The sequence below is a fragment of the Bradyrhizobium sp. CER78 genome (assembly GCF_029846235.1).
Classification (GTDB): Bacteria; Pseudomonadota; Alphaproteobacteria; order Rhizobiales; family Xanthobacteraceae; genus Bradyrhizobium.
In genome coordinates this window covers 359,763-384,642 of the sequence record NZ_JARVWP010000001.1, presented here as the reverse complement: position 1 = coordinate 384,642, position 24,880 = coordinate 359,763, and the positions used below count along the sequence as shown (strand labels likewise).

Below are 24,880 nucleotides of genomic sequence, written 5' to 3'. Positions count from 1 at the left end.
CGATCGGCGCAGATGGCCGAGTCAGTCGCTGCATCCATGCCGTTCGGTTCACCCTGTTATGCGCTGCGCGAATCCGATTGATCGCGAGCAGCAGATTTAGTGTGTGCATGCCGTCGCTGGTGGAATATCTGGTTCGAGCGGGGAACATCGCTTGAAGCTGCAGGTCTTTGACGCGGCGACATTGTGATCGCCCGCAGATGTTCCGCCGGTTTCACCCGCGATTGCTGCGATCAATGATCGTCAAATGATTTCATGCTCTTGGTCGCGCGCTGCGGTCCGCACGACCTGCGCTGTTTGGCCGCGTGTCGCATCGCTGCCGCCGACGTCCCATCGCAGCGACACAATACGGCCATCGATTAAACCTTTCGCGATCAGGTTGTGGAACCAAATTGGAAAAATTTCAGTCAGCGCAACGTTGGTCGCAAACCTGCCCCATTAACCGCCTTCCATGTGCGCCATCTAACTCTGTCATCGAAACTTCAATCACATCGCTCATACCCTTAACCGCAGAGCGAGGGCGCGCCATGAAGCAGCACAAGATCCAACATTTGCATCAGCCGACCGAAGAGGCGTTGCTCGCGACCAACCAATCGCTGCGCAACGAGGTCGTTGCGCTGATGTTGGATATCGCTGAGCTGCGTGAAATTCACGAGCGCCCCGTTGCGTCGCGTTCGTTCGGCGTATCGCGCGAGCAGACCACCTCGCGCGCTGCGTTGCGCCGGGTTCATCGCTGACGTTCGTCCGCGAATTTCTCATCGCGCAATTGCCACCACTTTCCGCGCCGGCGCGGCGAGGATGGTGGCTCGCCCATGCTCGCGGATAGCTAGCTCAATTTAAGATTGAGGTATGGATCGGCGGCCGATTGCGCTGCGGGCCGCCTGTCGGCTTCCGCGTCGCGTCTGCGTTGGGATTCGTGTGCGGGTCAGTGCTCTTGCCGCATCCGTTTGTGCGCCACGACATCGGACAGGCGCTCGCGCAGGATCCAAGTCTGCAGGACCAGCTCGACGGCGGTATGCCGGAGCTCGGAATTCTCCGCGACGAGCCGTTCCAGGGCGTCGGTCGCCTCGCTCGACGCGGATTGCTTCCCCTCGAAGACCTTGAGACGCGCCATAGTGTCGATCCTCGTAAAAAGTGTTGATCAGAGGCTGGCTCTGACAAGCCGTCAGCACAGAATAGTTCGCAGATGATCCGGCGGTCGTGGTTCCGCCTGATAGCCTCGGGTGGGAAAGCGCTTAATTGATAATTTGCGGATCGAGCTATGAGTGTTAGGTCTCGTGAAAATAATCCTCAAATATGTTGAAACTCTCATGACACCTAACGTCTTAGCAACTACCGCTGGGCGAGCGCGCCCGCAAGCTACCGGACGCAAAGGTCGCGGGATTAATTTGTTATAACTCTGTGAAACTCTCGCTTGACCGGTGGGGTAACTATCGCGGAGAGGCATGACGCACTCACAATCTGTCGAGGGACCGATTGGATGTTCTCGTTTGCTTCTCATTCGGGAATGCAAACGGTGCGCCAGTTATCCAGATCAAATTCTCATACACAGAAAGTCGTATAACTTTTTCTGTGAGGTCGGTCCGGCGCGGGGATATTGCTCATTTATTTCGGTAAATACCTTGCGGCTTCGGCATTTCTTCGCAAAATGCAGCACTATCGACGGCAAGTTCGAGGCTCCCGAAAGACCCCCGGGAAATCCTTAATTTGAATTTCCTGTTGCATTTACATAGCTTATAGGCCATGCGATGATTGCTAATCTAGGGGGCAATGAGATGACCAATGAGGCGTCATTCAACTGACGAGATCAGTTCCAAGGTCAAGCAGGCCGAGGAACTCATGGCGCGGGGGCAGTCACAAGCCCAAGCGTGCAAGGTGCTGGGCGTTAGCGTGATGACATTTCACCGTTGGCGCAAGCAGGAGGCCGCGCGCGGCCACCAGGCGAATGGTACTGTAACCGAACTCGCCGCTCGCACCGATGATCGAGATGGGATCCCCCACGTCCATAACCGTATTGACGAATTGCGGCTGGAAAATGAACGGCTGCGCCGGATCGTGACCGATCTACTGCTCGAGAAAATGAAGATCGAGGAGAAGCTTGCGCTCAGGTCCGGCGGCGGGAATGGTTTACCCCGCCGTGGTGAAGTCCAGAGCTGACGAAAGCTGATCCGTTAATGGATACGTGAGGGCCTGGGCGCCAGCAGCAGCTGGTCGCTCAGATGCGCTTTCTCTGATCGTGCGCGCAGCTCCTCGAGGATCGGACGTAGCCTCGCCTCGGCGAGGTCCAGACCTTTGACAACGTCCTGATTCGGCATTTCGGCCGGAAAGCGGGCCGATCGCAGCTTTGTTTCGACCGCCTTGACCAGTACCTCGACGTCGTCGCGGTGCTTGCCTGCGACGAGCTCAGCGCCCATCAGGCGGATCAAGTGGAGGAGGGCCACCAGCGCGGCCTCGGTTTCGCCAGCCGATGAACTCATGGACGCTCTCTGCCTGATATTGCCGGCAGGTCTTGCGAGCTCACGACCTGCCTGATATTAAACATATGAATTGTTAACACTAATGTTAATTCCCGATGACCGACCTTTCGGACGCTCGATTAGCGAAGGTACCGGTTAACTTCGGCGCCCTCTCGTTCGCGTTTGCCTCGCTCGAAGCGTTTGCCATCGCCTTCGAGATGATCATCGTCGTGCTCTCCAGCATCATCGGCGGCGCGGCCTATCATCTGTTCTACTACCACACGGTTTATAGCAACAGCTTCGAGGGTTTTCTAGGGATCGGGGTCCTCGCCGCCATCCTTCACATGTTCGTGGCGAAGTCGCAGGGCCTCTACAATGCGCAGGTGCTGGCCGGCCTCGACCGGCGCTGGAGCAGCCTGCTCGGCGGATGGCTGCTGGTCGTCCTGCTGATGACCCTGATCATCTTCCTCCTGAAGGTCGGCTCCGGCGTCTCCCGCGGATCGGTCATCTCATTCGGCCTGATCGGTGGCCTCGGGCTGGTGGCCGGGCGGATGCTGTTGCAGGCGCCGCTGCAACGCGCGATCGATCGCGGCATGCTGGCGACCCGCCGCGCGGTCGTGGTCGGGATGGCGGACGAATTGTCTCGGGTACGGCAATCGAGCCTGCTGCGCGATTTCGGCCTCAGCGAGGTGCGGCGGATCCAGCTGTCCGGCCAGTCCGACGACGAAGGCGATCGCGCGGCCGTCGCGTCGGCCATTCGTGCGGCACGGGAGTGCGGCGCCGACGAGATCATCCTGGCCATGCCCTGGCAGCAGGAGCCGCGCATCCAGTTCGTCTGCGATCAGTTGCGGGCGTCACCGCTGCCGGTGCGACTGCTGCCGGATCGGACCGCGGAGCGGTTCCTCGCGCTGCGGATGGTGGCGAGCGGCCCGATACCGACGCTGGAAATGCAGCGCTCGCCGCTCACCTCGGTTGAGCGTGCGGGCAAGCGGCTGTTCGACATCGTGGCGTCGAGCGGCCTGCTGGTGCTGTTCGCGCCGCTTCTGATCGGAACGGCGATTGCGATCAAGCTCGATTCCAGGGGCCCGGTGCTGTTCCGGCAGCGCCGTAACGGGTTCGACGGCAAGCCATTCACGATCCTCAAATTCCGCTCGATGCACGTGCTCGAGGATGGCGATGTCATCGTGCAGGCGCGTCCGAACGATTCACGGCTGACCGGGATCGGCGCGACGCTGCGCCGCCGCAGCATCGACGAGCTGCCGCAGCTGGTGAACGTGCTGCGCGGCGACATGTCGCTGGTCGGGCCGCGGCCGCACGCGCTGGCCCATGACGACAAATATTCGAAACTGATCGCGAGCTACGCGCAGCGTCAGCACGTCAAGCCGGGCATCACCGGTCTCGCGCAGGTGCAGGGATTGCGCGGTGCGACGCCCGCGATCGAGGACATGCAGTTGCGCGTCGCGCACGACCTGATCTACATCAAGAGCTGGAGCTTCGCGCTCGACCTGCGCATCCTGCTGCGCACGGTCGGCGCGGTGCTGCGGCACAAGGGTGTCTGACGGCCGGACGTCGTAACGGCTTGGCATCCGGCGGCCGCCCGCGGCCGACGCGCCTTATTCCGGAAGGCTTTGGTTGGCGTCCTTGAATTCCGCCTCGATGATGCGCCGGTTGGTGTCGGTCGCCACGCGATAGGCCTGGCCGATCGCGCCCTTCAGCTCCGGCGCGCGGGTCAGGATCAGGCGGATCTGCCGCTGCAGCAGATCGACCAGCTCCACATCGCGCGTGGTATCGACCTGCGCCAGCAGGATCAGGCGCGGCGCGATCAGGTCGCTGCGGTTGAAGGCGGTGTAGTACGACATCTTCAACGCCTTCGATGCGGTCGGGTTCAGCCAGTCGAACCGCCCGGTCGCCGAGGCGAGGCCGAACCAGGCGCCGGCGTCCATCGGCGAGAGCCGGAGCGCGCGCGTGAAGGCGGCTTCGGCCGTCTCGGGCGAGGTCTGCAATTCGTTCCAGCCGTCACGCAGCCACAGCTCGCTTCTAACCACGCCGAGACCGGCTGCGAGCGAAGGCTTGAAGCGCAATGCGTCGGCCGCGAGCCACCAAGCCGACAACGCTAACGTCGCGGCACCGATCGCGGCCGCGGCCGGCGTGAAGGCCGGCGACAGCCGTCGCGCGCATCGCCGGATCGTGTCAGCCATCGTGCTAGCCACGGCGTGCGGCCCGGTTGCCGGTCATCAGCAGGGTTCGCCGCGCGCCCTCCAGCTTGACGCAGGTCAAGCGGCCGGTCGCATACGCGCCGGTGTCGACATTGATGCGGTTGCGCAGCAGCTCGGGCTCTTGCACCGGCGTGTGGCCGTGGACCACGACCTTGCCGAAATCATCTTCCGACATCAGGAAGTCGTCGCGGATCCAGAGCAGGTCTTCCCTGCGCTGCTGGTTGAGCGCGACGCCGGGCCGGACGCCGGCATGCACGAAGAAGTAGCGGCTGTGCACGTAACAGATCGGCAGCGAGCGCAGGAAGGCAAGATGGGCCGGCGGCATCTGGCGGACCAGTTGCCGGGCGAGCGCCCTGCGTTCCTCCGCATCGGGATTGGGCGAGGGCGTCAGTCCATAGGACATCAGCGTTTGCAGGCCGCCGAACTGCCGCCACTGCGCGAGCATGTCGGGATTGACGAGAAACTCCAGCAGGCAGGCTTCGTGATTGCCGAGCAGGCAGACCATGCTTCGGGTGCGGCGGCGCTGATCGAGCATCGCGATCACGTCGCGCGAATCCGGTCCGCGATCGATGTAGTCGCCGAGGAACACCTGTAGCGGCCGCGCCGGCCGGAATTCACGGATATCGGCATCGATGCGCGCGCAGATCTCGTGCAGCAGGTCGGCGTGGCCGTGGATGTCGCCGACGGCATAGATGCAGGTCTCGTCGCCCTCGTCATGTTCGAGGTCGCCGGTCTGGCCGACAATACGCCGGAGGAGCTTGCGCATCTGCCGTTTAGCCCGCCTGCAACCGTGAACGGCTGATCCGCTGTGCCAGTCCTGTTCCGATCACGGCTCCCAACACGATCACTCCGGGCAGCGCCGGCAATTCCGGCAAGGTGAAGGCGGCGAGCAGCAGCGTCAGCAGCACGGCCGCTGCCGCCGCGGGATAGGACCAGTCACGGCCGCGATTGCGTGCACCGGCCGTGAACGCCGCGATGCCTACGATGGTAACCGCGAGTAGAGTCCAGAACATGGCGGAACCGAACTGCGCGATCAAGGCGGCGGCACTGGTCGCCACCACAGGCCGCGTGGTTGCGCCTTGCCAGTCCATGTAGGTCGATGCCAGCATTGCGGTGGTGCCGGCGCCGCTGCCGAGCGCGGGCAGGTCGGCAAGCAGATTGTGGGTCGATTGCACGAGGTCGGCCGGCGCGTCGGCGAAGGCTGCGGCAAGCGCCACATCGGGATGACGGTTCGCGATCGCAGTCGCCAGCGCGATCAGGGCGATCGTCGCGGCAGCGCCGGCGCTGCTCCAGCGGTGCAGATGAAGCTTTCGCGCGGCGAAGGTCATCACGACGAGCGCGATGCCAGCAGTGATTGCGATCGCGGCGCCGCGCCGCCCGTACCAGCAGGCGCTGGCGGCGCAGAACAGCGCGCTTGTGGCGAGCAGCCAGCGCAATCGCGCCAGTTGCGCCGCCGTGCGGCCATCGGCATGCCCGCCGCCATCGAGCGCGCGCGCCAGGCTGAGCGGAACGCCAACGAGAACGACGACCAGGAAGCCGTTTGCGGTCTCATCGTGCGCAGCGTCGGCGGCACCAAGCCAGGTTTTGATCGGACCGCTGTACAGCAGCAAGATCAGGGCAGCGACGGCCGCCGTCGCTGCAATGCTGCGGGCCACGATGTCGGCACGGCGGGCATCGATCGCGATCGCTGCGGCCGATATCATGACCGAGATGAGCGAGAGCCAGAGCAGCAGCGTGCCGAGGCTTGCGCCGGTGTCGATCGTGATGCTGCCGCTGAGCGGCGTTCCCAGCGTTTCGCCGGCGAATTTCCACACCGGATGCGCCAGGAACGGCAGTGGCAAGATCTGCAGGATGATCCAGAGCATCGGCACCAGCGCCGCTGCAACGGCGGGCCCGGCGACCGACTTCAGGAACGACAGTTCACCGGGACGGATCACCATCAAGCCCGCCAGCAGCCCAAGCGAAGTTGCGGCGCCGACGAGACCGGTGGCGAGCGAGGCGTCGAACAGACCCAGCGGAATCGACGCACCGATCAGGATGCAGATGAAAGCCGTGACGTTCCACACGAGAGGGACAAGTCCTGAGGAGGGGTTCCTGCGGAAGATGAGAACGCAAGGTAGCGGGATGCCCCGCGCTCGCGTCGAGGTCAATGGAAAATCGGGCGCGTCAGATGGGGCAGCGTGGTGCCGCATCAATGCGGGCGGCGCAGGACGAGCAGCGGCGTCGAGGAGCGGGACCAGAACCGCGGCGCGAATGCGCTCGCGAGATATCCGCCCTGCAGCGAGACGATCGCGGTGATCATGAGCAGCACGGTCTCAGACCACGCGAGGCGCGCGCCGCCGACCGCGGCCAGCAGCGTGAGTTCCGCAAGCGTAACAGGCACCAGCACCAGACACTGCTGGCGCAGCCCGAGAACGCCGCCGCCGATGAAATTGCCAAGGAAAACAAATAACATAACCAAACCCTGCGCCCGCATCCTAGCGGGCCGGGTCCTAAGCCGGGGTTAAGCCGATCGTCACAAACGCTCCGGCATGCGAGACGCCGGCGGCTGTGTTAGTCGATTAACATTCAGAACGGGCGCAGATCGCCGTAGCTATAGGCGGCCCAGTAGTCACGGCCGCCATAGGGGCCATAGGCTCCGTAGAGCGGCGCGCAGGAGTAGCGATCGGGGCAGCCGTGCCAGCAGACCCGTTTCCACTGGCAAACGTCGCCGTGGCAATATTGCAGCCGCTGGCAGTTGCCGCCGACGCGCTGCACGGCGCGCGGGGTGGGGGAAATGCTCAGTTCCGCGGCAAAAACCCCGGAATTGCCGATGCCGAGCAGCGAGGCGACGGTTCCCAACGCGATCGCCAGTGGCTTCATGCGAACCATCGAACCCTCAATCGTTTAACTCAAACCATCTCATTCACCGATAACTGGAACATCACGCGAAATCAAAGCCGGAGTGATGTCGCGCGGGCCGTTTGCCTCACGGCACCGCGCCGGTGTCGCCGAATTGCCTCACCTTGCTAACATTATTTATCAATTGTACCGCACTATATCGCGGAATCTTGTGATTGTGATAGTCGGCGTGTTAGGGCACGGCCGGAGTATTTCAATGTCGCGTGCGAATTTCATTCGAGTGATGTTATTGCTTGCGGCCGCCTGCTGGGTCGGCGGTTGTCATTATATGCCGACCAACGGTCCGACCAGTTCGGATGTCGTTGCCGGGCAGAGGGATCCGGAAAGCCTGCCCTATGCGATGGTCAAGATCACGCCGCAGGTCGAGAACGTGCTGGCGTCGTTCGCGCCGCAGCTCGCCGGAGGAATCCAGGGCCCGCCGCCCAAGGACATCCATTTCGGCATCGGCGACGTCGTCAGCGTCACGATCTTCGAGGCCGCCGCCGGCGGTCTGTTCATTCCGGTAGAGGCGGGCGTGCGCCCCGGCAACTACATCACGCTGCCGAACCAGAACGTCGATACCGACGGCAACATCTCGGTGCCCTATGCCGGCGCGATCCGTGCCAAGAACCGCACCCCGACCGAGGTGCAGCGCTCGATCGTCGACGCGCTGAAGAACCGTGCGATCGAGCCGCAGGCCGTGGTCGCGCTGATCGAGCAGCGCACCTCGCTGATCTCCGTGCTCGGCGAGGTCAATTCGCCGAACCGTTTCCCCGCCAACGCCGCGGGCGAGCGCGTGCTCGACTCGATCACGCGCGCCGGCGGGCCGAAGGGGCAAGGCTTCGATACCTGGGTGATGCTGGAGCGCGACGGCAAGCGCACCACGGTGCCGTTCGGCCAGCTGGTCTACGAGCCCAAGAGCAACATCTACGCGCATCCCGGCGACACCATCTATGTCTACCGCGAGCCGCAGACCTTCGTCGCCTTCGGCGCGTCGGGCGCGCAGGGCCAGTTCAATTTCGAGGCCTGGCGCATCTCGCTCGCCGAAGCGGTCGCGAAAGCGGGTGGCCTGAACGATTCCTCGGCCGATCCGGCCTCGGTATTCGTCTATCGCGGCGAGTTGCCGGAAGTGGCGGCCAAGCTCGGGATCGACGTCAGCAAATATGCCGGGCCGATCATTCCGGTTGTCTACAACATCAATTTCCGCGATCCGGCCGGCTATTTCCTGGCCACGCGTTTCCAGTTGCGCAACAAGGACGTGCTCTATGCGTCGAACGCGGCATCCGTCGAGGACGCCAAGCTCATGCAGCAGATCCGCCTCGTGACGGCAACGGTGAACGATCCGATCGTGGCCGCCTACAACGCAACATTACTTCGTAATTCGATCAAGCTTGCGCCCTGATACCGGGGCGTGAGCCGGCCCGGCCGGCTTCATGACACGCTTACGATTACCCACCGGCTCAAGCGGGGTCACGGCATTGCCGTGGCCGGTGCGATGGTCGTCGTGGCTGTTCTGCGCCGTCATTGCACTGGCGCCGCTGCCGCTCGGCTCGGTCGGCGACGTCGCGTCCGCAATCTGGTCGATCCTGCTCGGCATAGCGCTGCTCGGCGTGCTGCCGATGCGCGTGCGCGGCAGCCAGCTCGCAATTCTCGCGGTGACGGCGCTGCTGACGGCGCTCGCCGTGCTGGTGCTGCACGAGCAATCGGCACAGCGGCCCTGGCTTGGGGTGACGCCGAATGCGCTGTGGGCCGAGGCCGGCAAATTACTGCCGGCCGACCTTCCGCCGGCGGTGTCGATCGCAACCAATCCGCCGTTCTATTTCGCCGGTGTCGGGATCGTCTGCCTGCTGAGCCTTGCGATCGGCGTCGTGCTCGGCGCCAACCGCGCCTTGGCGTGCGGATTGTTGCGCGTGGTGGCGGTGGCCGGTCTTGCCTATGCGATCACCGGTATCGCCACCTTCGCGATCGATCCCGCCCGGATCTATTTGCTTCACGAGAAGCAGGCGCACTGGAGTGGCTGACGCCTCCCTTCGTCAACCGCAACACGGCGGGCATCTATTATGGCTGCTGTGCGCTGATCTGGCTGTTGTTCGGCTGCGAGCTGATCGAGCGGCATTGGCCGTCGCGCCGGGCCAGCCTGCCACGCCTGCTCGCGCGCCTCGAAATGCCGGCGCGGCGCCGGCTCGCGGGCCTTGGGTCCGGCTGGCTCACGTGCCTGCTCGCGATGTTCCTGACCGGATCGCGCGGCGGTGTCGGGATCTCGCTGCTCGCCGCGGTCGCCGCGGCCGCGATCTTCCTTCGCAACCGGATGCCGCGCCGCTACGGCCTGATCATGGCGCTCAGTGTCGGCGGCCTGGTCGCGCTGGCGCTGTTGCAACTGCTCGGCGGCGGCGTCGGCGCGCGCTTCAGCACGATCGGCCTGTCGGATGAGGGGCGGTTCTCGACCTATCGCGCGACGTTGCGGATGATCTGGGATCATCCCTGGTTGGGCAACGGTTTCGGGTCCTTCGAATGGGTCTATCCGGCCTATCGCACCGACGACATCTCGTTGCGCGGGACCTGGAACCGGGCGCACAACAGCTGGCTCGAACTGGCGTCGTTATCGCGGCCCTGCTTGGGGCAGGCCTGTCACAATCGTTCCGCTCCAGCGGAGCCGCCGGCCGCGGCGGCGATGACGCCGATGTTACATCGGGTCCGCCGGTTAACGTTGATTTCGCGGGCGAGCCCGGGCGCGCGGCCGGGCAGGGGTTTTAATTGGCGCGATAACTCCGACTATGCTAACGAACTGTTAGTATTCGTTAGGGAGATAGCAGTGTTCACATTTGAGCGATCCGGCGATTTTTCCGCCCTGGCGGTGGTGGTGATGTTAGCGCCGGCGGCGCCCGGTGGCGCCGCCGTGGCGGAAACGCAGGGCGGGCTGATCCAGCTCTCGCAGGCGGTCACGAATTTCAAAGCCAATCCGGAGCAGTTGCTGACCCAATTTCCGAACGCGGGCGTGGAATTGACCTCGCGGGCGCGCGACTTCGCCCTCAACGATCCGACATCGCTCGATCCACTCATTGCGTTGCTGGCCAGGGCGAGCAAGGGCCAGAAGACGGCGATCGCCGCCGGTCTCGCCCAGGCCGCGCGCATCGTGGTGCGCAGCAACCAGCCCTTTGCGACGCGCATCCAGCAGGCGATCGCCGACACCAAGGATCTCGACACCGTAATGGCGTTTGCCGCAGCGTCAGGTGACAGCGGCACCGCTGCGACCGGCGCCGGCGGCGCGGGCAGCGCCGGCGCATCCGGCGGCCAGACCAGCGCGATCGGCACCACCGGCGCCCGAGGCGGCGCGCTCGAGGCCATCGACGGCAACAGCGTGAACACCGGCATATTCAGCTTCACCTCGTCGGTCAGCAGTTCGGGCAACACGACGACGGGGACGATCACGGGCACCGGCACCACGCTGATTTCAACAGTGACTCCCTGAGCGGGCTTCCGGTCGCCAATGGAGAACTCTCGGCAGCAATGCACTTCGATGTCGGCGGCGGGACGCTACCCGATGCCATTGGAGGGCGCGCGGGCAGGCATCAGCCTGCCGGCGCGGCGATAGGGCGAGATGCTTCAGCGCAACCAGATTCCGCCGTCTGTCGATCTGAGAAATCGTCCGACCGAACTGCCGTCGCTGGCGGAAACCTTCGACGCCTTCGTCACCTATCTGCTCCGGCAGTACTGGGTGATCCTCGGGACAGCCGGGCTCTGTTTGTTCGGCGGCATCTGCTATTTGATGACCGCGGCGCCGAGCTATACCGCGCTTGCCACGATGATCATCGACACGCGCAAATTCCAGGCCTTCCAGCAGCAATCGCCGGCAAATGACGTCCCGGTGGATTCCTCCGCGGTCGAGAGCCAGGTCGAAATCCTCAAGTCTGAGAACGTGGCGCTCGCGGTGATCCGCGATCTCAAGCTCAACGAAGATCCGGAATTCATCGGCTCCAGGGCCGGCGCGGCGGGCGCGGTGCTGGATTTCGTGTCAGGCCTGTTTGCCGGCAGCGCGCCGTCCAACGAATTCGACCGGACCCGGCGTGCGGTGCGCGCCTTCCAGAAGCAGCTCGACGTCCGCCGCCGCGGCATGACCTATGTGATCGAGGTCAGCTTCCGCTCGCTCGATCCGGAGCGCGCGGCGCAGATCGCCAACGCCGTCGCGGACGCCTACATCGTCGACCAGCTCGATTCCAAGTACCAGGCGACGCGCCGCGCCAGCGCCTGGCTGCAAGACCGCATCAAGGAGCTACGCACGCAGGCATCCAATGCCGAACGCGCGGTGCTCGACTACAAGAAGACCAACAACATCGTCACCTCCAGCGGCAAGCTGCTCAACGAACAGCAGCTCGGCGAGCTCAATACGCAGCTGGTTCACGTGAAGTCGCAGGTCACCGACGCCAAGGCCAAGCTCGACCGCATCGAGGCTGTCGTGAAGGGCGGCGTCCCCGATGCCACGGTGGCTGATACCCTGAACAACCAGGTCATCACCAAGCTGCGTTCGCAATATCTCGAGCTGGCCAACCGCGAGGCCGACTGGTCGTCGCGCTATGGCTACAATCACCTGGCCGCCGTCAATCTGCGCAACCAGATGCGCGAGATCCAGTCGTCGATCATCGACGAATTGAAGCGGCTCGCCGAGAGCTACAAGAGCGACTATGCGATCGCCGTGCAGCGCCAGAACGAGATCGAGCGCGCCGTGAACGATTCGGTGTCGCAGTCGCAGTCCACCAACCAGGCGCAGGTCACGCTGCGCGAGCTCGAGAGCTCCGCACAAACCTATCGCTCGCTCTACGACAATTTCCTGCAGCGCTACATGGAAAATGTGCAGCAGCAGTCGTTCCCGGTCAGCGAGGCGCGGGTGATCACCCGTGCCTCGCGCCCCCTGAGCAAGAGCCATCCGCAGACCCTGGTCGTGCTGGCGCTCTCGACGCTCGGTGGCCTGATCGCCGGGCTCGGGCTCGGCGTGCTACGCGACCTCTATGACCGGGTGTTCCGCACCGCTGAAATGGTCGAGACCATCCTCGATGCCGATTGCGTCGCCATCGTTCCCCGCGTCTCGCCAAGCCAGCTCAAGGCGCCGGTGGTCGGGCGTCCCAACCTGCCGGTCGGGCCGCGCACGATCCGGCGTGGCGACGAGCCGGTGCTATGGGCGGCGATCGATGCGCCATTCTCGCGCTTCTCGGAAGCGATCCGCTCGATCAAGGTCAATGCCGACCTCAACGTCACCAAGCCGTCGAAGATCCTTGGCCTGACCTCGGCGCTGCCCAACGAGGGCAAGTCGACGCTGGCCTTCGTGTTCGCGCAACTGGTCGCTCAGAGCGGGGCGCGCGTGCTGCTGGTCGATTGCGACCTGCGCAATCCCTCGCTCAGCCGCAAGGTCGCCGCGAGCGCCGAGCGCGGCATCCTCGACGTGCTGTCGAACAATGCGACCTTGCACGACGTGCTGTGGCGCGATCCGGAGACCGGCCTTGCCTTCCTGCCCGGCGCCACGCGGTCGCGCATCGCGCATTCGCACGAGGTGCTGGCCTCCGACCAGATGAAGGATTTCATCGACGCGGCCCGCGGCCATTATGACTACGTGATCGTCGATTTCCCGCCGCTCACGCCGGTGGTCGATGTCCGCATCACCGCGCACTTCGTCGATTCCTTCGTCTTCATCGTGGAGTGGGGCAAGACCCAGGTGCAGGTAGTCGAGCGCGCGCTGCGCAGTGCGCGCGCGGTCAACGAGAACCTGCTCGGCGTCGTGCTCAACAAGGCCGATATTGCGGCGATGAGCCGCTACAGCGGCTACGGCGGCAAGAATTACTATTGCAACTCGCACTATGGGCGATATGGCTACACCGAGTGAGACGCGAGGCGAGATGCCGCGGCGCGCCGCCGCCTGGCTGGCGCGCGGCTTCCTGGCTGCGGTCGCGTGCTCGTCGGTCGCCTGGGGCTCTGTCACCTTGCCGGTCTTTGTCGAGCAGACCCGGCTGGATGGTGCCAGGGACCTGATCCTGCGCAACGTACCGGTCAGCGACGCCGAGCTCGGTGATCTCGCGCCCTTGCTGTCGCGCGCCGCGGCGCGATCGGACTGCATGCCGGCCATCGATCGTAGCGCGGCGGTGATCCGGCTGCGGCTCGCCGAGAACGCACTCGCATCGGGCGATCAGGTGGATGCCCGGATGGGGGAGCTCGACACGGCGGTCCGCAAATCGCTCGGCTGCGCACCGGCCGATCCCTATCTCTGGGTCGTGCTGTTCCAGCTTCGCAACACAAGACAGGGCTTGAGCGATGCCAATTTCAACGTGTTGCGGATGTCGTATCGGCTCGGACCTAATGAGGGCTGGATCGTGGTCAAGCGCAGCGCCATGGCGCTCGCCATGCTCGATGCGCTGCCACCCGACCTGTCGGACGCGGTGGTCGCCGAGTTCGCATGCCTCGTGAAGACCGAATTGTACACCGAGGCGATCGATCTGCTGAAAGGACCAGGCTGGATGCATCGGGACAGGCTGCTGGCCGGCCTTGCAGCCGTCCCGCAACGGAACGTCGACATTCTGACCAAGACCATGGCCGACATCGGATACGATCTCGACCGCCGCTCGCCGGCGGAACGGCGCGATCTGGAGCGCAAATCGAACGACCGCCTCGACGAGCTTGCCCGAATTCCGCCGGAGGCGAGGGCCAGGCCATGACCATGGAATTCAGCGTCGGACAGCACAACGCGCACTATGAAGGCGTCTATTCGGCGCAAGAGCGCGACTGGCGCCGCGTCTGCGCAGTCGACAAGGCCGATCATATCGCCGGCCTGCTCGGAGCTGCCGCGGCCAGCGTCGGCAATGTGCTCGAGGTCGGTTGCGGCACCGGCGCCGTGCTGGCGCGGCTGTCTGCGATCGGCATCGGCCGCGACTTCACCGGCATCGACGTCATCGATCCCGCGACCAACCTGGAGATCGACGGCGCCGCAGCGGCGCCGTTTGGCTGGTCGAGCTATGACGGTGCGACAATCCCGTTCGCTGACGGATCGTTCGACCTCGTCTATGCCAGCCATGTGCTGGAGCATGTGCCCGAACCGCGCGCATTGCTGTACGAGCTTGCCCGCGTTGCGCGGACTTTCATCTACGTTGAAGTGCCGTGCGAGCTGCACGCGCGGACCAATCGCCGGGCACTACAATCGACGCTCGACATCGGCCACATCAATTTCTACACGCCCGACACCTTCCGCCTGGTGCTGGAGACCGCCGGACTCGATGTCATCGGCTTCGGCACCTACGACCACAGCCTGCCGGTGCACGCATTCCATTCGTCGCGGGTGAAGGGGCTCGCAAAGAGCATTGTGCGGAAGTCGCTGCTGGCGGTCAGCCCGGCGTTCGCCACCCGGCTTGCGACCTATCATTGCGGGGCGCTTTGCCGGCGCAGCGAGGCGCACACGCCGCCGCGGGACCGCTGAGCCATGACGCCGCGCGTGGTCGTCTTCAACAACATGATCACCCCCTACACCAACCGGCTCTACAACGAGCTGGTCGATCGTGGACTGGATCTCGCGGTGCTGTCCTGCACTGCGCAGGAAGCCGATCGCTCCTGGGCCGGATCGTTCACGCCGCGCTACACGACGCGCACGGTGCCGGGCGTTTCGATCTCGCTGTCGCGGTCGCGTCACACCCATCTCAACATCGGGATCGGCCGCGCGTTGAACGCGCTCTTGCCCGACCTGCTGTTTGTCAACGGGCTTTATCCCTCGATGCTGACAGGCGCGGCGTGGGCGCGCGCCAACGGCAAGGCGCTTGCGCTGACGATCGATGGCTGGCGCGAGACGATGCCCAACACGGCGTATCATCGTCTGGCGCGGCCGTGGCTGTTGCGCCAATGCGCCGCGGTCGTGTGCTGCAGCGACAAGGGCAGGGCGTACTTCCGTGGCGAGGGCGTCGGCGACGACGATCTGTTCGTGGTGCCGCTGGTGCCGGCCTGGGATCCGCCGCCGTCTGTGCCGGGTTTCCACGATCGTCCCTATCACCTGCTCTGGTGCGCCCGCATCAACGACGACGCCAAGAATGCGATCTTCTTCGAGAACGTCGCCATCGCGCTCGGCCGGGCGTTGCCCGGGCTCAGGGTTCGCGTGGTCGGGTCCGGCGCCGCGGAGGCGCGGATGCTGGCTCGGCTTGATGGCGCCGGCATCGATGTCAACCACGACAGCCACGTGCCGTGGCAGGCGATATCGGAAGTCTATCTGCAATCCCGCTTGCTGTTGCTGCCCTCGTTGCTGGAACCGTGGGGTCTGGTGTGCAACGAAGCTTTGCAATGCGGGGTTCCCTGCCTGGTGTCGCCGCATGTCGGAGCGGGCGGCGAGTTGGTGCGCGACCGTGTGAACGGCCATGTTTGCGCACTTGATGAGCTGGCGTGGGTCGACGCGGCGCGTGGTCTGCTCGAGAATCCCGCGCGTTGGGAGGCGATGTCGCAGCAGGCCCGGCACAGCGTGCGAAAGGGTGCGCTTGCCGACGCCGCGGCGCGTTTCATGGCCGCGGTCGATCATCTCGCGAGGACGCCCCCCCGGCAGGAGGCCGTTCAATGATCGGCCGATGGTGGTGGCGAACCGATGTCTTTCTGCACGCCTATCTGGTGATGGTGCTCGGCTGCATCTATTTCCTGTTCAATTTCATCGAAGGCATCTCGTTCGCGGAACGGGCCGGCGAATCCTCGCTGTTCCGTGCCGCATGGCTGCTGCTCTACATCCTCCTGATGCTGCACATCGCGGTTGATCGGAAGCGCTTCGGCCTGCTGATGCTGCAATCGCATCTCTATCTGACATTCGTGGCCTTCGCGGGCGTGTCGCTGGCATTGAGTGCGGATCCTGCCGGTGCGTCGGTCAAGTTTGCGATGTATCTGCTCACCACAATGTTCTCGGCATGGGTCGTGGTCAGCGGCCCGGTCGACCGCCTGATCGACACCTTGTTCCGGATCGGGATCGTGGTCTTGATCGTCCACGTCCTGTTGTTTCCGGTGATCGGCTCGCAATGGGACTATGACCCGCTGCATCGGCCGACGGTGCTCGGGACCCAGGCCTATGCTGGCGTGTTCGGCCACAAGAACCTCGCCGGCGCTTTCTTCGGCCTCATGGTGCTGATCTGCTTCGTGCGCATGCTGGCGGGGCCGCGCAAGCAGTTCGGCTGGTCGCTCCTGCTGCTGGGGTGCCATCTTTTTGCGCTCGCCGCAGCCGGTGCCGCCGGACCGCTGATCAGCATGCTGACGGCGCTCGCCGTGACCTTCGGGCTGCTGCTGGTGGTGCTCGGGCACAGAGGCGCTGCTTCGATCTACTGGCTTTGCCTTGCTTTCGTTGCGCTCGTGGTGTTCGCCGTGCCGAGCGACGAGTTGTACGGGCTGGTCGGCCGCAGCGGAAACCTGACCGGCCGCTCGTTCCTCTGGTCTGTCTGGCCCTACTTCTTCTGGCAACATCCCTGGCTCGGCTACGGCTTTTCCGGGTTCTTCAACGAGCTGCCGAATTCGCCGGCGAACGAGCTGACCAGCATGGCGCCGTGGAATACCGAGTTCGGCTCGTTCGAGAATTCCTATCTCGACGCCTTTCTCCAGTTCGGCCTGCTCGGCGGTGCGCTTTATATGCTGCTGCTGGCGCGCGCGTTGTGGAACACCATCGTCTTCACGTTCGAGCGGAAAGGAATGTACTGGCTGGCGCCGTTCGCGATGCTGCTGTTTGTCGTGATCGCGTCGGCCAACGACTCGAGCCAGCTGCTGCACAATTACTTCGGCTGCGTGCTGGTGTTCTGGTGTTATTTCGGCCCGGAAGCGAAGCTGCAAGTGGCGCCGCGGCGGGCGTTCACCAGACTGCGTGTGAGTGAGGCGTGAGTGCGTTGACTGAAAGGTTGGATCGCGTCGCGGCCCAGACAGGGGTCGCCGGCGCCGTTGGCGGAGCACTCCGCCGGCTGCGCCGCGCCGGGGGCAATATTGCGCTCGGGCTGATCGACCAGGCGCTGCTCAGCAGCTCCGCCTTTGTGCTGACGATCGTGCTCGCCAACGTGCTTGATATCAATTCGTTCGGCCAATTCAGTATCGCCTGGTCGTTCTCGATCCTGATCGAGGCGGTGTTCTTGCGCGGCCTGTTCGACGACGGCCTGCCGGCGACGGCGCATCGCATTCCGAAATCGCTGTGGCCGCAGCTGCGGCTCGGCCTCTATCTGTCGTCGCTCGCCGTTTCGGCTGCGCTTGGCCTGCTGCTGGTGATTGCGGGTTCGGTGATCGTCGCGCTTGGCGGCGATGCAGGCGGGCTCGTGATCGCAACCGGGCTCGCGATCCCCGCCGTTCGTCTGCAAAGCATGTTCCGCCGCATTTGCTATCTCGACGGGCGATTGCCGCGCGCGGCGGCATCGTCGCTGACCTATTGCGTGGCGCTGGTCGCCTCGGCCGGGCTGCTGATCGCGCTCAAGCTCACCGGCGCTGCCGCTGCGATGGCCTGCATCGCGATCTCGGCGTTGGCGGCCGCCAGCCTGGTCCTGGTCCACACCAGTGAGCTGGCCCGGCCGCACGCCAGAATCTTCCGCGGCTCGTTGCGGCGCCTGTTCAGGAATGGCCGCTGGTTCGTCGGGACCTCGCTCACTTATTGGATCGGCAGCATCGGGCTGATCCCGGTTTGCGGCCTTCTGATCGGATTGGACGCGAGCGCATCGCTGCGGATCCTGCTGTTGGTGTTCGCGCCGCTCAGCCAGTTCTGCGCGACGATGTTCTCGGTGCGCCTGCCGGAGATCGCGGCCGAGCTGCGCGCCGGAAGGCGCCGCGCGGTCGCCGCTGCGGCGCGTGAAAATGCCCTGCTGCTCGGCTCGATCGCGGCCGTCTATGGCGCGGCGGTCGTGCTGTTCGGCCAGCGCATTCTCGCCGTTGTCATCCACGGCCAGACCTATGACATCGGCAGGGGCGGCCTTGCCTTGATGGGCATAGCGATGGGACTCGACGCGGTGTGGCTCGGGCTTGCGCTGCCGTTGTTTGCGACCGGCAAGCCGCAGCGGTTCATGCTGAGCCGCCTGGCCGGCCTCGTCGCGCTGTGCTGCGTGCTGCCGTTCGCGGCGGTGGCTTGGCAAGTGACGGGCGCGGTTGCGGCGATGGTGGCCTCCAGCGCCGCGTCGGTGATCACGGTCGTGCTGACCAATCAGGCGCGGGAGCAGGCATGACCGACGACGCACCCGGCCGCGCGCTCCGGAGGCTGCATATCGGCGCCTTCAATTGCGGCATCGAAGGCTGGATCAACACCGACATCACGATGCATCTGTGGATCGCGCGGCTGCCGTTCGCGGCGAAAGCGCTGCATCTCGCCGGCCTGCTGAGCGACGCCCGCTACGCCGAGCATCGCCAGGGGAAGTTTGCCGGGCTCCGCTACATGGACCTGACCAAGCCGCTGCCGTTCGCCGATGGCAGCCTCTCGGCTGTGTTCAGCGCGCATGTCTTCGAGCATCTGTTTCCCGACGAGGTCGAGCGGCTGGCGCGCGAGATTGCCCGGGTGCTGGCGCCGGGCGGGGTGTGCCGCATCGTCGTCCCGGACATGGAACGGATCGTCGCGCTTTATGATCCGTCTGCGCCGCAAGCCTTTCTCAAGGGCGTGTTCGAGATCGAGCGGCGGAGCGAGGCCGCCTTCGCGCATCACTGGGGCTATACCCGTGCTTCGCTGGCGGCATTGTTCCGCGATGTGGGGTGTTCGGAGACCCACACAAGGGCGTATCGCGAGGGCGTGTGTCCCGATATCGACCGGCTCGACAACCGGCCGGATGAGTCGATCTTCTTCGAGGCCATCAAGTAGCAGGAGACGGACATTGCTGGGCGCCATCCAGGCCCGATTTTCCAGCGCAGCGCGCCAGCGGCGCGGCGAGTTCCTCGTGCGCACCGTAAATCTGCCGCTCAATGCGAGGATTCTCGATCTCGGCGGCGGCACCGGCCGGCACATCCGCGCAATCCTGCCGTTTCATACCGACATCACGGTCTGCGACATCTCGACCGACGATCTGAAGGCCGCGCGCGAGCGCTTCGGCTTCAAGACCGTGCAGCTGCAGGAGACCGAGCGTCTGCCGTTTGACGATCACGCGTTCGATTTCTGCTTCTGCTCGTCGGTGATCGAACATGTCACCGGGCCGAAGCAGGACGTCGTGACGATCGCGAGCGACGCGGACTTTCTGAACGTCGCGCGCGAACACCAGAACCGCTTTGCCGGCGAGATCTCGCGGGTAGCAAAATCCTTCTACGTGCAGACGCCGTATCGCTACTTTCCGATCGAGAGCCATACCTGGCTGCCCGGAGTCATCGTGCTGTTGCCAAGGCGGCTGCAGATCGCACTGATCGAATTGTTCAACCGCTTCTGGTTCAAGCGGACCGCGCCCGACTGGCATCTGTTCGACTGGCGCGAGATGACGGAAACGTTTCCGGACGCGAAGATCTATCGCGAACGATATCTCGGCATGACCAAGTCGCTGATGGCGATCAAGGCCTGAGGCCGGCGTCTGCCCGCCGCATCAGCCGTCGCGGCGGGCCAGGATATTGATCAGCGTGCCCACCGTCGGTCGGCGATCGAGCGCCGGCGGGAGCGGGGAGCCGGCAAAGCCGGTCGCCAGCATCGTGAGGTGATGCTGTCGCAGCAGGCCCTGCATCGCAGCCGGCGAGGCTTCGAATTTGGAGAAGGCGAGGTAGCGGAACAGCGGCCGCGCCGACACGCGCGAGGAGACCTCATGCGCGAGCTTGTAGCTCTGGCGCAGCATCGATCCGCGGTTTGGAACCGAGACCAGCAGCAGTCCGCCGGGCCTGAGCACGCGATGGATCTGGGCGAGGCACTGCGCCACGTCGGGGACATATTCCAGCACGCTCGCGCACAGCACGCCGTCGAAGGATCGATCCGCAAACGGCAGATTTGCGATGGTCGGGATCTGCCGGAATGTGAGCCGTTCCGCCGGCGTGCCGTCGGCGGGGCCGCGGCGTGCCGCCGCGATCATCTCCGGCGAGGCGTCGACGCCGGTGACGTCGCAGCCGCGCGCGGCGAGCAGGCGTGACAGCGTGCCGGTGCCGCAACCTGCATCCAGCCAGCGCTGCCCGTCGAGGTCCGCGTTTCCGAGCAGATCGAACATCGCGGCGGTGCGCGCCCTGAAGGTGCGGCTCTGATGCAGCGTCTCCCATCCCGACGAAATCTCGTCGTGGAAGCGGATTTCGGGACGGTCTCGGGCCATGGTGGCCATGATGTTCCCTACCAGTGGAAGCCGCTCACTCTGGCGCTGACTTCATCGGGCAGTCCGATGTCCGACAGTTCGAGCACGGTCTGGTCGGGGCGGCTTGCCTTCAGCGCCGCGACGAAGCGCGGATCGGCCGTCGTCAGCACGATGATGTCGGCCCATTCGATCGTCTCCGCCACATCGTCATGCAGCAGGCCGACCAGGTCCGGGTTGCGCATCATGAAGTCCCGGTTGGCGCCGATCAGCTGCGACAGCTGCACATTGGGGTCGTAGATCCGGATCTCGCGCTGTTCGCCGCGCAAGCCTTTGACCAGCTCGATGAACGGGCTGTCGCGCACATCGTCGGTGCCGGCCTTGAAGCTGATGCCGAGGAAGGCGATGCGGCGGCCCTCATGCGACAGGATCCAGTCGGCGCCGCGCGACATGATCATATCGTTGCTCGGCAGGATGCTTTCGAGCACCGGGGTCGACAGCCCGCGGCTGTGCGCCAGATGCTTCAACGCCTTGACGTCCTTGGGCAGGCAGGAGCCGCCGAAGGCAAAACCAGGTCGTAGGTAAGCCGGTGAGATGTTGAGCCGCGTGTCCTGCAGGAAGATGTTCATGACGTCGCGGCCGTCGATACCGAGGGTCTTTGCGATCGTGCCGATCTCATTGGCGAAGCTGACCTTCAGCGCATGCCAGCTGTTGTCGACATATTTGGCGAGTTCCGCGGCCTCGACCGGCGGCGTGATCTTGGCGCCGGGCAGGTCCTTGTAGAGCGCCATGACGCGGTCGGCGGTTTCCTGGTTGAAGGCGCCGACCACGGTCTTGGACGGCGCATTGAAATCCGCAATGGCGCTGCCTTCGCGCAGGAACTCGGGATTGAAGGCGAGATCGAAGTCGCGCCCGATCTTGTTGCCGGAGGCTTCCTCGATCAACGGCCCGACGGTGCCGCGGGTGGTGCCGGGCAGCACGGTGGAGCGGATCGTCACGGTGTGCGGCGCGTTCTTCGCGCGCAAACCGCGGCCGATCTCGATTGCGACCTGCCGGATGGCGGTCAGGTCGAGGTTGCCATTGCCGGATGACGGCGTGCCGACGCAGACCATCGATATGTCGCTGTTGACGATCGCCTCGGTGGCGTCGGTGGTCGCGGTTAACTGACCGGTTGCCACCGCGCGCGCCACCTTGTCCGAGATGCCGGGCTCGACGACCGGCGATCGGCCATCGCGGATCAGGTCGACCTTCGCGACGCTCTTGTCGACGCCGATGATCTGGTGGCCGAGCTCGGTGAAGCAGGCGGCGCAGACCGTCCCGACATAGCCAAGGCCGAAAATGCTGACGTTCATGCTTCGACCTTCAATAACGCAGGGACTTGCAACAACGCAGGGACTTGCGCGCGGCCGTGGCCGCGTCGTGTTTGACGTGAGTGAGGCGGCAGGGCATTCAACGCGAGACCCGTCCGGCGGCCGCATTGGCGTTGACACCGGAGGCTTGTGACGGAGGCCGCTCACCGACCGCGCTCGTGCGTGGCGCGCGGCTCTGCCAGGGGATTTTCCTGGCGAACAGCGCCTCATAGGCGGCGAGCAGCTTCGGCTCCTCATGGGTCCAGGACAATTCGCGCTCGACGCGGCTGCGACCAAACGTCCCCATCGACTGCCGCAGCGACGGATCATCGATCAGCGTGATGATCTTGCCGGCGAAATCCTGCGGGTCGTTTTTCGCGGCGTAGAGCGAGCCATCGAGCGCCGAGCGTCGGCCTTCGCGGACGTCGAACTGAACGATCGGCCGTCCGAGCGCCATGTATTCCATGATCTTGTTCATGGTGGAGATGTCGTTCATCGGCGTGACGCGGTCCGGATTGACGCAGACGTCAGCGGTCGAGAGCATCGTGAACAGCGCGTCGTCGGCGATGGCGCCGGTGAAGTTCACATAGTCGGAGAGCCGCATCTCTTCGCAGAGCTTGACAACCGCATTCCACTCCGGCCCGGTGCCGGCGATGTTGAACTGGATGTCGGTGCGTCCAAGATCGTGCACGATATGGCCGATCGACTGCAGCAGCAGATCGATACCTTCGGATTGGCCGATCACACCGACATAGCCGACGCTGTAGCGCCGGCCACGGCGCCAGGCCGGATCGGGCGGGCGGGAGCGCACGCGGTCGAGATTGGGGCCGGAGCGCACCACGAAGACTCGATTAGCCGGCATCCGGCCGCGCGTGATCGCGATCTCGCGATAGGATTCGTTGGTCGCGATCGAGATGCTGGCGGTCTTGAAGGTGAGAAATTCGACCAGCCGCAGCAGCTGCCAGAAGAAGTCCCTGCGGCCGAATTTGGCCTCATAGAGCTCGGGATTGACGTCGTGATGATCGAACACGAAGCGCTTGCCGCCGAGCTTGAACAACAGGCCGATCAGGAAGATCAGGTCAGGCGGATTGCAGCCCTGGATCACGTCGAAGCCGTGCTTCCACGCCACCTTGATCGCGAGCCACGTTTCCCAGAACAGCGCGACCGGATATTCGACGAGATAGGCGGCGATCCCGCGCGCCTCCACCGGCATCGGATGGCGGTAGATGTGAATGCCCTCGAGGCATTCGTAAGCTTCGTCATGACCGCGCCCCATCGGGCAGATCACCGAAACTTCATAGCCTGCTTTGCGCAGCGACGTTGCCTCGCACCACACTCTGCGATCGAAAGGAACCGGAAGGTTCTCGACGATGATCAGGATCCGCCGCGGTGATGGTTCAGCTCTCGACATCTGCGATGATCTATACCATTGACCTAACAACATCACAATCCGACTAACATCGGCATTAACATGCACGGCTTGCATGATGCAATCCCGGCACCGATGTGACAGCGACGAGACAGGGACATGGCAGGCAGAGTGAGGGATTGGGGTCAAAGGGCGTTGATTGCACTGGTTTTGAGCATGGCGCTGCCGCTTGCCCATAAATGGCCGTTGCAGTGGAGCGGCGCGGCCGCAAACGATGCGCTCAATGTGAGCCGTGTGAATGCCGTGATCCCGCCGTCGCTTTTCGGCATGACGATCAACGCGATCGGACAGTCGCAGCCATGGCCCGAGCTCAAATTCGACGGCGTTCGGCTGTGGGGCGCGATCTATTGGGCGCAGATAAATCCGGCGCCCGGCATCTACAACTGGGCGCGCTTCGACGCCATCCTGGCGGCGGCCGAGCGCGAGCATGTCGAGATCGTGCTCAATCTCGCCTACACGCCGCGATGGGCCGCGTCGATGAAGGATGCGCCGCCGGCGTTCACGCCCGGCGCAAGCTCGCCGCCTGCCGATCTCGCGTCATGGGATGAATGGGTGCGCGCCGCGGTCACCCGCGCCGCCGGCCGCATCAAATACTGGGAGATCTGGAACGAGCCCGAGGATCCCAAATATTACTCGGGCGATATCCCGACCATGGTCCAGATGCAGAAGCGGGCCTATCAGATCATCAAGGCCAGCGATCCCAGCCTGACCGTGCTGACGCCGCCGTCCAATGGCACGTCCGACGGCTATCGCTGGCAAAAGGCTTTCATGGCGCAAGGCGGCGGACAATATGCCGATGTGTTCGCGTTCCATGGTTATACGAGCGAACCCGAAGCCGTGCTCGGAATCATCGCGCGCTTCAGGCAGATTCTTGCCGCGCACGATCTGTCCGCGCGGCCGATCTGGGACACCGAGGCCGGCTGGTCGTCCTATGAAGACAATCCGGACGGGTGCCTGGCGCGCGCCTACATCCTGAAATGGATCAGCGGCGTCGACCGGTTCTACTGGTACGAGTTCGCCGGCGGGGGCAGCGACTTCGGTAAATTATGGGATCCGGTGCGCGGGCTGCTCCCGAGCGGAATTGCCTACCGCACGGTGCAGAAATGGTTGGTCGGCGCCAGCGTCGTGGCCGCAGGCAAAACATCGGCGTTGATCTGGCGCGTCGAGCTTCGCATGCCGGATGGCCGCAACGGCTTGATCCTCTGGACCACCAAGGGGCGGTCCTCCTATCGGGTCGATCCGCGTTTCAGCCGTTACCAGGGCCTCGACGGTGGCGAAGGAGCCGTCGCCAATGGCGAGGTCGAAATCTCGCCCAAACCGGTCCTGCTGCTGGAATGATAAGAATGTTAAGCCGCAGGTCATGAGG

25 protein-coding genes are annotated in these 24,880 nt (G+C 64.4%); 15 read left to right on the top strand and 10 right to left on the bottom strand.

Features of this window, described 5'->3' with window-relative positions:
• The first annotated feature begins 524 nt into the window (after positions 1–524).
• On the top strand, positions 525–734 hold the full coding sequence (locus QDT69_RS01645) for a hypothetical protein (protein WP_279704931.1): 210 nt from the start codon (positions 525–527) through the stop codon (positions 732–734).
• A gap of 188 nt (positions 735–922) precedes the next feature.
• Here QDT69_RS01645 and QDT69_RS01640 read toward each other — a convergent pair whose 3' ends face one another.
• Positions 923–1,111, bottom strand: a complete 189-nt coding sequence (locus QDT69_RS01640; protein ID WP_279704930.1) for a hypothetical protein — start codon at positions 1,109–1,111, stop codon at positions 923–925.
• 668 nt (positions 1,112–1,779) lie between these two features.
• On the opposite strand from QDT69_RS01640, the gene QDT69_RS01635 reads away from it, so the two are divergent.
• The gene (locus tag QDT69_RS01635) at positions 1,780–2,154 is read left to right on the top strand and encodes a helix-turn-helix domain-containing protein (protein WP_279704929.1); all 375 of its coding nucleotides are present in this window, start codon (positions 1,780–1,782) and stop codon (positions 2,152–2,154) included.
• Positions 2,155–2,168: 14 nt separating this feature from the next.
• Here QDT69_RS01635 and QDT69_RS01630 read toward each other — a convergent pair whose 3' ends face one another.
• The gene (locus QDT69_RS01630) at positions 2,169–2,474 is read right to left on the bottom strand and encodes a hypothetical protein (RefSeq protein ID WP_279704928.1); all 306 of its coding nucleotides are present in this window, start codon (positions 2,472–2,474) and stop codon (positions 2,169–2,171) included.
• Between the two features lie 95 nt (positions 2,475–2,569).
• Between QDT69_RS01630 and QDT69_RS01625 the strand changes: the two genes are divergently transcribed.
• Positions 2,570–4,012 carry an undecaprenyl-phosphate glucose phosphotransferase gene (locus tag QDT69_RS01625; protein ID WP_279704927.1) on the top strand — a complete coding sequence of 481 codons (1,443 nt, stop codon included), beginning with the start codon at positions 2,570–2,572 and terminating at the stop codon, positions 4,010–4,012.
• 54 nt (positions 4,013–4,066) lie between these two features.
• Here the strand turns inward: QDT69_RS01625 and QDT69_RS01620 are convergent, their stop codons facing one another.
• The 5 genes from QDT69_RS01620 to QDT69_RS01600 all read right to left on the bottom strand — a co-directional run bounded on the left by QDT69_RS01620 (position 4,067) and on the right by QDT69_RS01600 (position 7,540).
• Positions 4,067–4,651, bottom strand: coding sequence for a hypothetical protein (locus QDT69_RS01620; protein ID WP_279704926.1), 585 nt, complete (start codon positions 4,649–4,651; stop codon positions 4,067–4,069).
• Between the two features lie 4 nt (positions 4,652–4,655).
• Entirely contained in the window at positions 4,656–5,435 is a 780-nt protein-coding gene (locus tag QDT69_RS01615) for a metallophosphoesterase family protein (RefSeq protein ID WP_279704925.1), read from the bottom strand.
• 7 nt (positions 5,436–5,442) lie between these two features.
• Positions 5,443–6,735: a hypothetical protein gene (locus QDT69_RS01610; protein ID WP_279704924.1), complete on the bottom strand. Its 1,293-nt coding sequence runs from the start codon at positions 6,733–6,735 to the stop codon at positions 5,443–5,445.
• A 125-nt stretch (positions 6,736–6,860) separates the two neighbouring features.
• On the bottom strand, positions 6,861–7,124 hold the full coding sequence (locus tag QDT69_RS01605) for a hypothetical protein (protein WP_279704923.1): 264 nt from the start codon (positions 7,122–7,124) through the stop codon (positions 6,861–6,863).
• Positions 7,125–7,237: 113 nt separating this feature from the next.
• Entirely contained in the window at positions 7,238–7,540 is a 303-nt protein-coding gene (locus tag QDT69_RS01600; RefSeq protein WP_279704922.1) for a hypothetical protein, read from the bottom strand.
• A gap of 226 nt (positions 7,541–7,766) precedes the next feature.
• On the opposite strand from QDT69_RS01600, the gene QDT69_RS01595 reads away from it, so the two are divergent.
• From QDT69_RS01595 to QDT69_RS01545, 11 genes are all read left to right on the top strand, one after another.
• Complete coding sequence (locus QDT69_RS01595; RefSeq protein WP_347952016.1) at positions 7,767–8,951, top strand: polysaccharide biosynthesis/export family protein; 1,185 nt, start codon at positions 7,767–7,769, stop codon at positions 8,949–8,951.
• A 31-nt stretch (positions 8,952–8,982) separates the two neighbouring features.
• Entirely contained in the window at positions 8,983–9,570 is a 588-nt protein-coding gene (locus QDT69_RS01590) for a hypothetical protein (protein WP_279704921.1), read from the top strand.
• A gap of 143 nt (positions 9,571–9,713) precedes the next feature.
• Positions 9,714–11,018: an O-antigen ligase family protein gene (locus QDT69_RS01585; protein WP_347952018.1), complete on the top strand. Its 1,305-nt coding sequence runs from the start codon at positions 9,714–9,716 to the stop codon at positions 11,016–11,018.
• Between the two features lie 129 nt (positions 11,019–11,147).
• Positions 11,148–13,421, top strand: coding sequence for a polysaccharide biosynthesis tyrosine autokinase (locus QDT69_RS01580; protein WP_279704920.1), 2,274 nt, complete (start codon positions 11,148–11,150; stop codon positions 13,419–13,421).
• A gap of 13 nt (positions 13,422–13,434) precedes the next feature.
• The gene (locus QDT69_RS01575; protein WP_279704919.1) at positions 13,435–14,247 is read left to right on the top strand and encodes a hypothetical protein; all 813 of its coding nucleotides are present in this window, start codon (positions 13,435–13,437) and stop codon (positions 14,245–14,247) included.
• Entirely contained in the window at positions 14,244–15,002 is a 759-nt protein-coding gene (locus tag QDT69_RS01570; protein ID WP_279704918.1) for a class I SAM-dependent methyltransferase, read from the top strand. The genes QDT69_RS01575 and QDT69_RS01570 overlap by 4 nt, the downstream gene beginning before the upstream one ends.
• A gap of 3 nt (positions 15,003–15,005) precedes the next feature.
• Complete coding sequence (locus QDT69_RS01565; protein WP_279704917.1) at positions 15,006–16,121, top strand: glycosyltransferase family 4 protein; 1,116 nt, start codon at positions 15,006–15,008, stop codon at positions 16,119–16,121.
• Positions 16,118–17,410: an O-antigen ligase family protein gene (locus QDT69_RS01560; RefSeq protein ID WP_279704916.1), complete on the top strand. Its 1,293-nt coding sequence runs from the start codon at positions 16,118–16,120 to the stop codon at positions 17,408–17,410. The genes QDT69_RS01565 and QDT69_RS01560 overlap by 4 nt, the downstream gene beginning before the upstream one ends.
• Positions 17,407–18,726, top strand: a complete 1,320-nt coding sequence (locus QDT69_RS01555; RefSeq protein ID WP_279704915.1) for a polysaccharide transporter — start codon at positions 17,407–17,409, stop codon at positions 18,724–18,726. Before QDT69_RS01560 ends, QDT69_RS01555 begins: the two co-directional genes overlap by 4 nt.
• A complete protein-coding gene (locus QDT69_RS01550) occupies positions 18,723–19,349 on the top strand; it encodes a methyltransferase domain-containing protein (protein ID WP_279704914.1) in 627 nt (208 codons plus the stop codon). The genes QDT69_RS01555 and QDT69_RS01550 overlap by 4 nt, the downstream gene beginning before the upstream one ends.
• A gap of 13 nt (positions 19,350–19,362) precedes the next feature.
• Complete coding sequence (locus QDT69_RS01545) at positions 19,363–20,034, top strand: class I SAM-dependent methyltransferase (protein ID WP_279704913.1); 672 nt, start codon at positions 19,363–19,365, stop codon at positions 20,032–20,034.
• Positions 20,035–20,055: 21 nt separating this feature from the next.
• Here the strand turns inward: QDT69_RS01545 and QDT69_RS01540 are convergent, their stop codons facing one another.
• The 3 genes from QDT69_RS01540 to QDT69_RS01530 all read right to left on the bottom strand — a co-directional run bounded on the left by QDT69_RS01540 (position 20,056) and on the right by QDT69_RS01530 (position 23,496).
• Positions 20,056–20,769, bottom strand: coding sequence for a class I SAM-dependent methyltransferase (locus QDT69_RS01540; RefSeq protein WP_279704912.1), 714 nt, complete (start codon positions 20,767–20,769; stop codon positions 20,056–20,058).
• Between the two features lie 8 nt (positions 20,770–20,777).
• Positions 20,778–22,088 (bottom strand): nucleotide sugar dehydrogenase, encoded by a 1,311-nt coding sequence (locus QDT69_RS01535; protein WP_279704911.1) that lies wholly within the window; start codon positions 22,086–22,088, stop codon positions 20,778–20,780.
• 97 nt (positions 22,089–22,185) lie between these two features.
• Positions 22,186–23,496, bottom strand: a complete 1,311-nt coding sequence (locus QDT69_RS01530) for a glycosyltransferase family 4 protein (RefSeq protein WP_279704910.1) — start codon at positions 23,494–23,496, stop codon at positions 22,186–22,188.
• Between the two features lie 174 nt (positions 23,497–23,670).
• Here QDT69_RS01530 and QDT69_RS01525 point away from each other — a divergent pair, with 174 nt between their 5' ends.
• Entirely contained in the window at positions 23,671–24,852 is a 1,182-nt protein-coding gene (locus tag QDT69_RS01525) for a glycosyl hydrolase (protein ID WP_279704909.1), read from the top strand.
• The last annotated feature ends 28 nt before the right edge of the window (positions 24,853–24,880 follow it).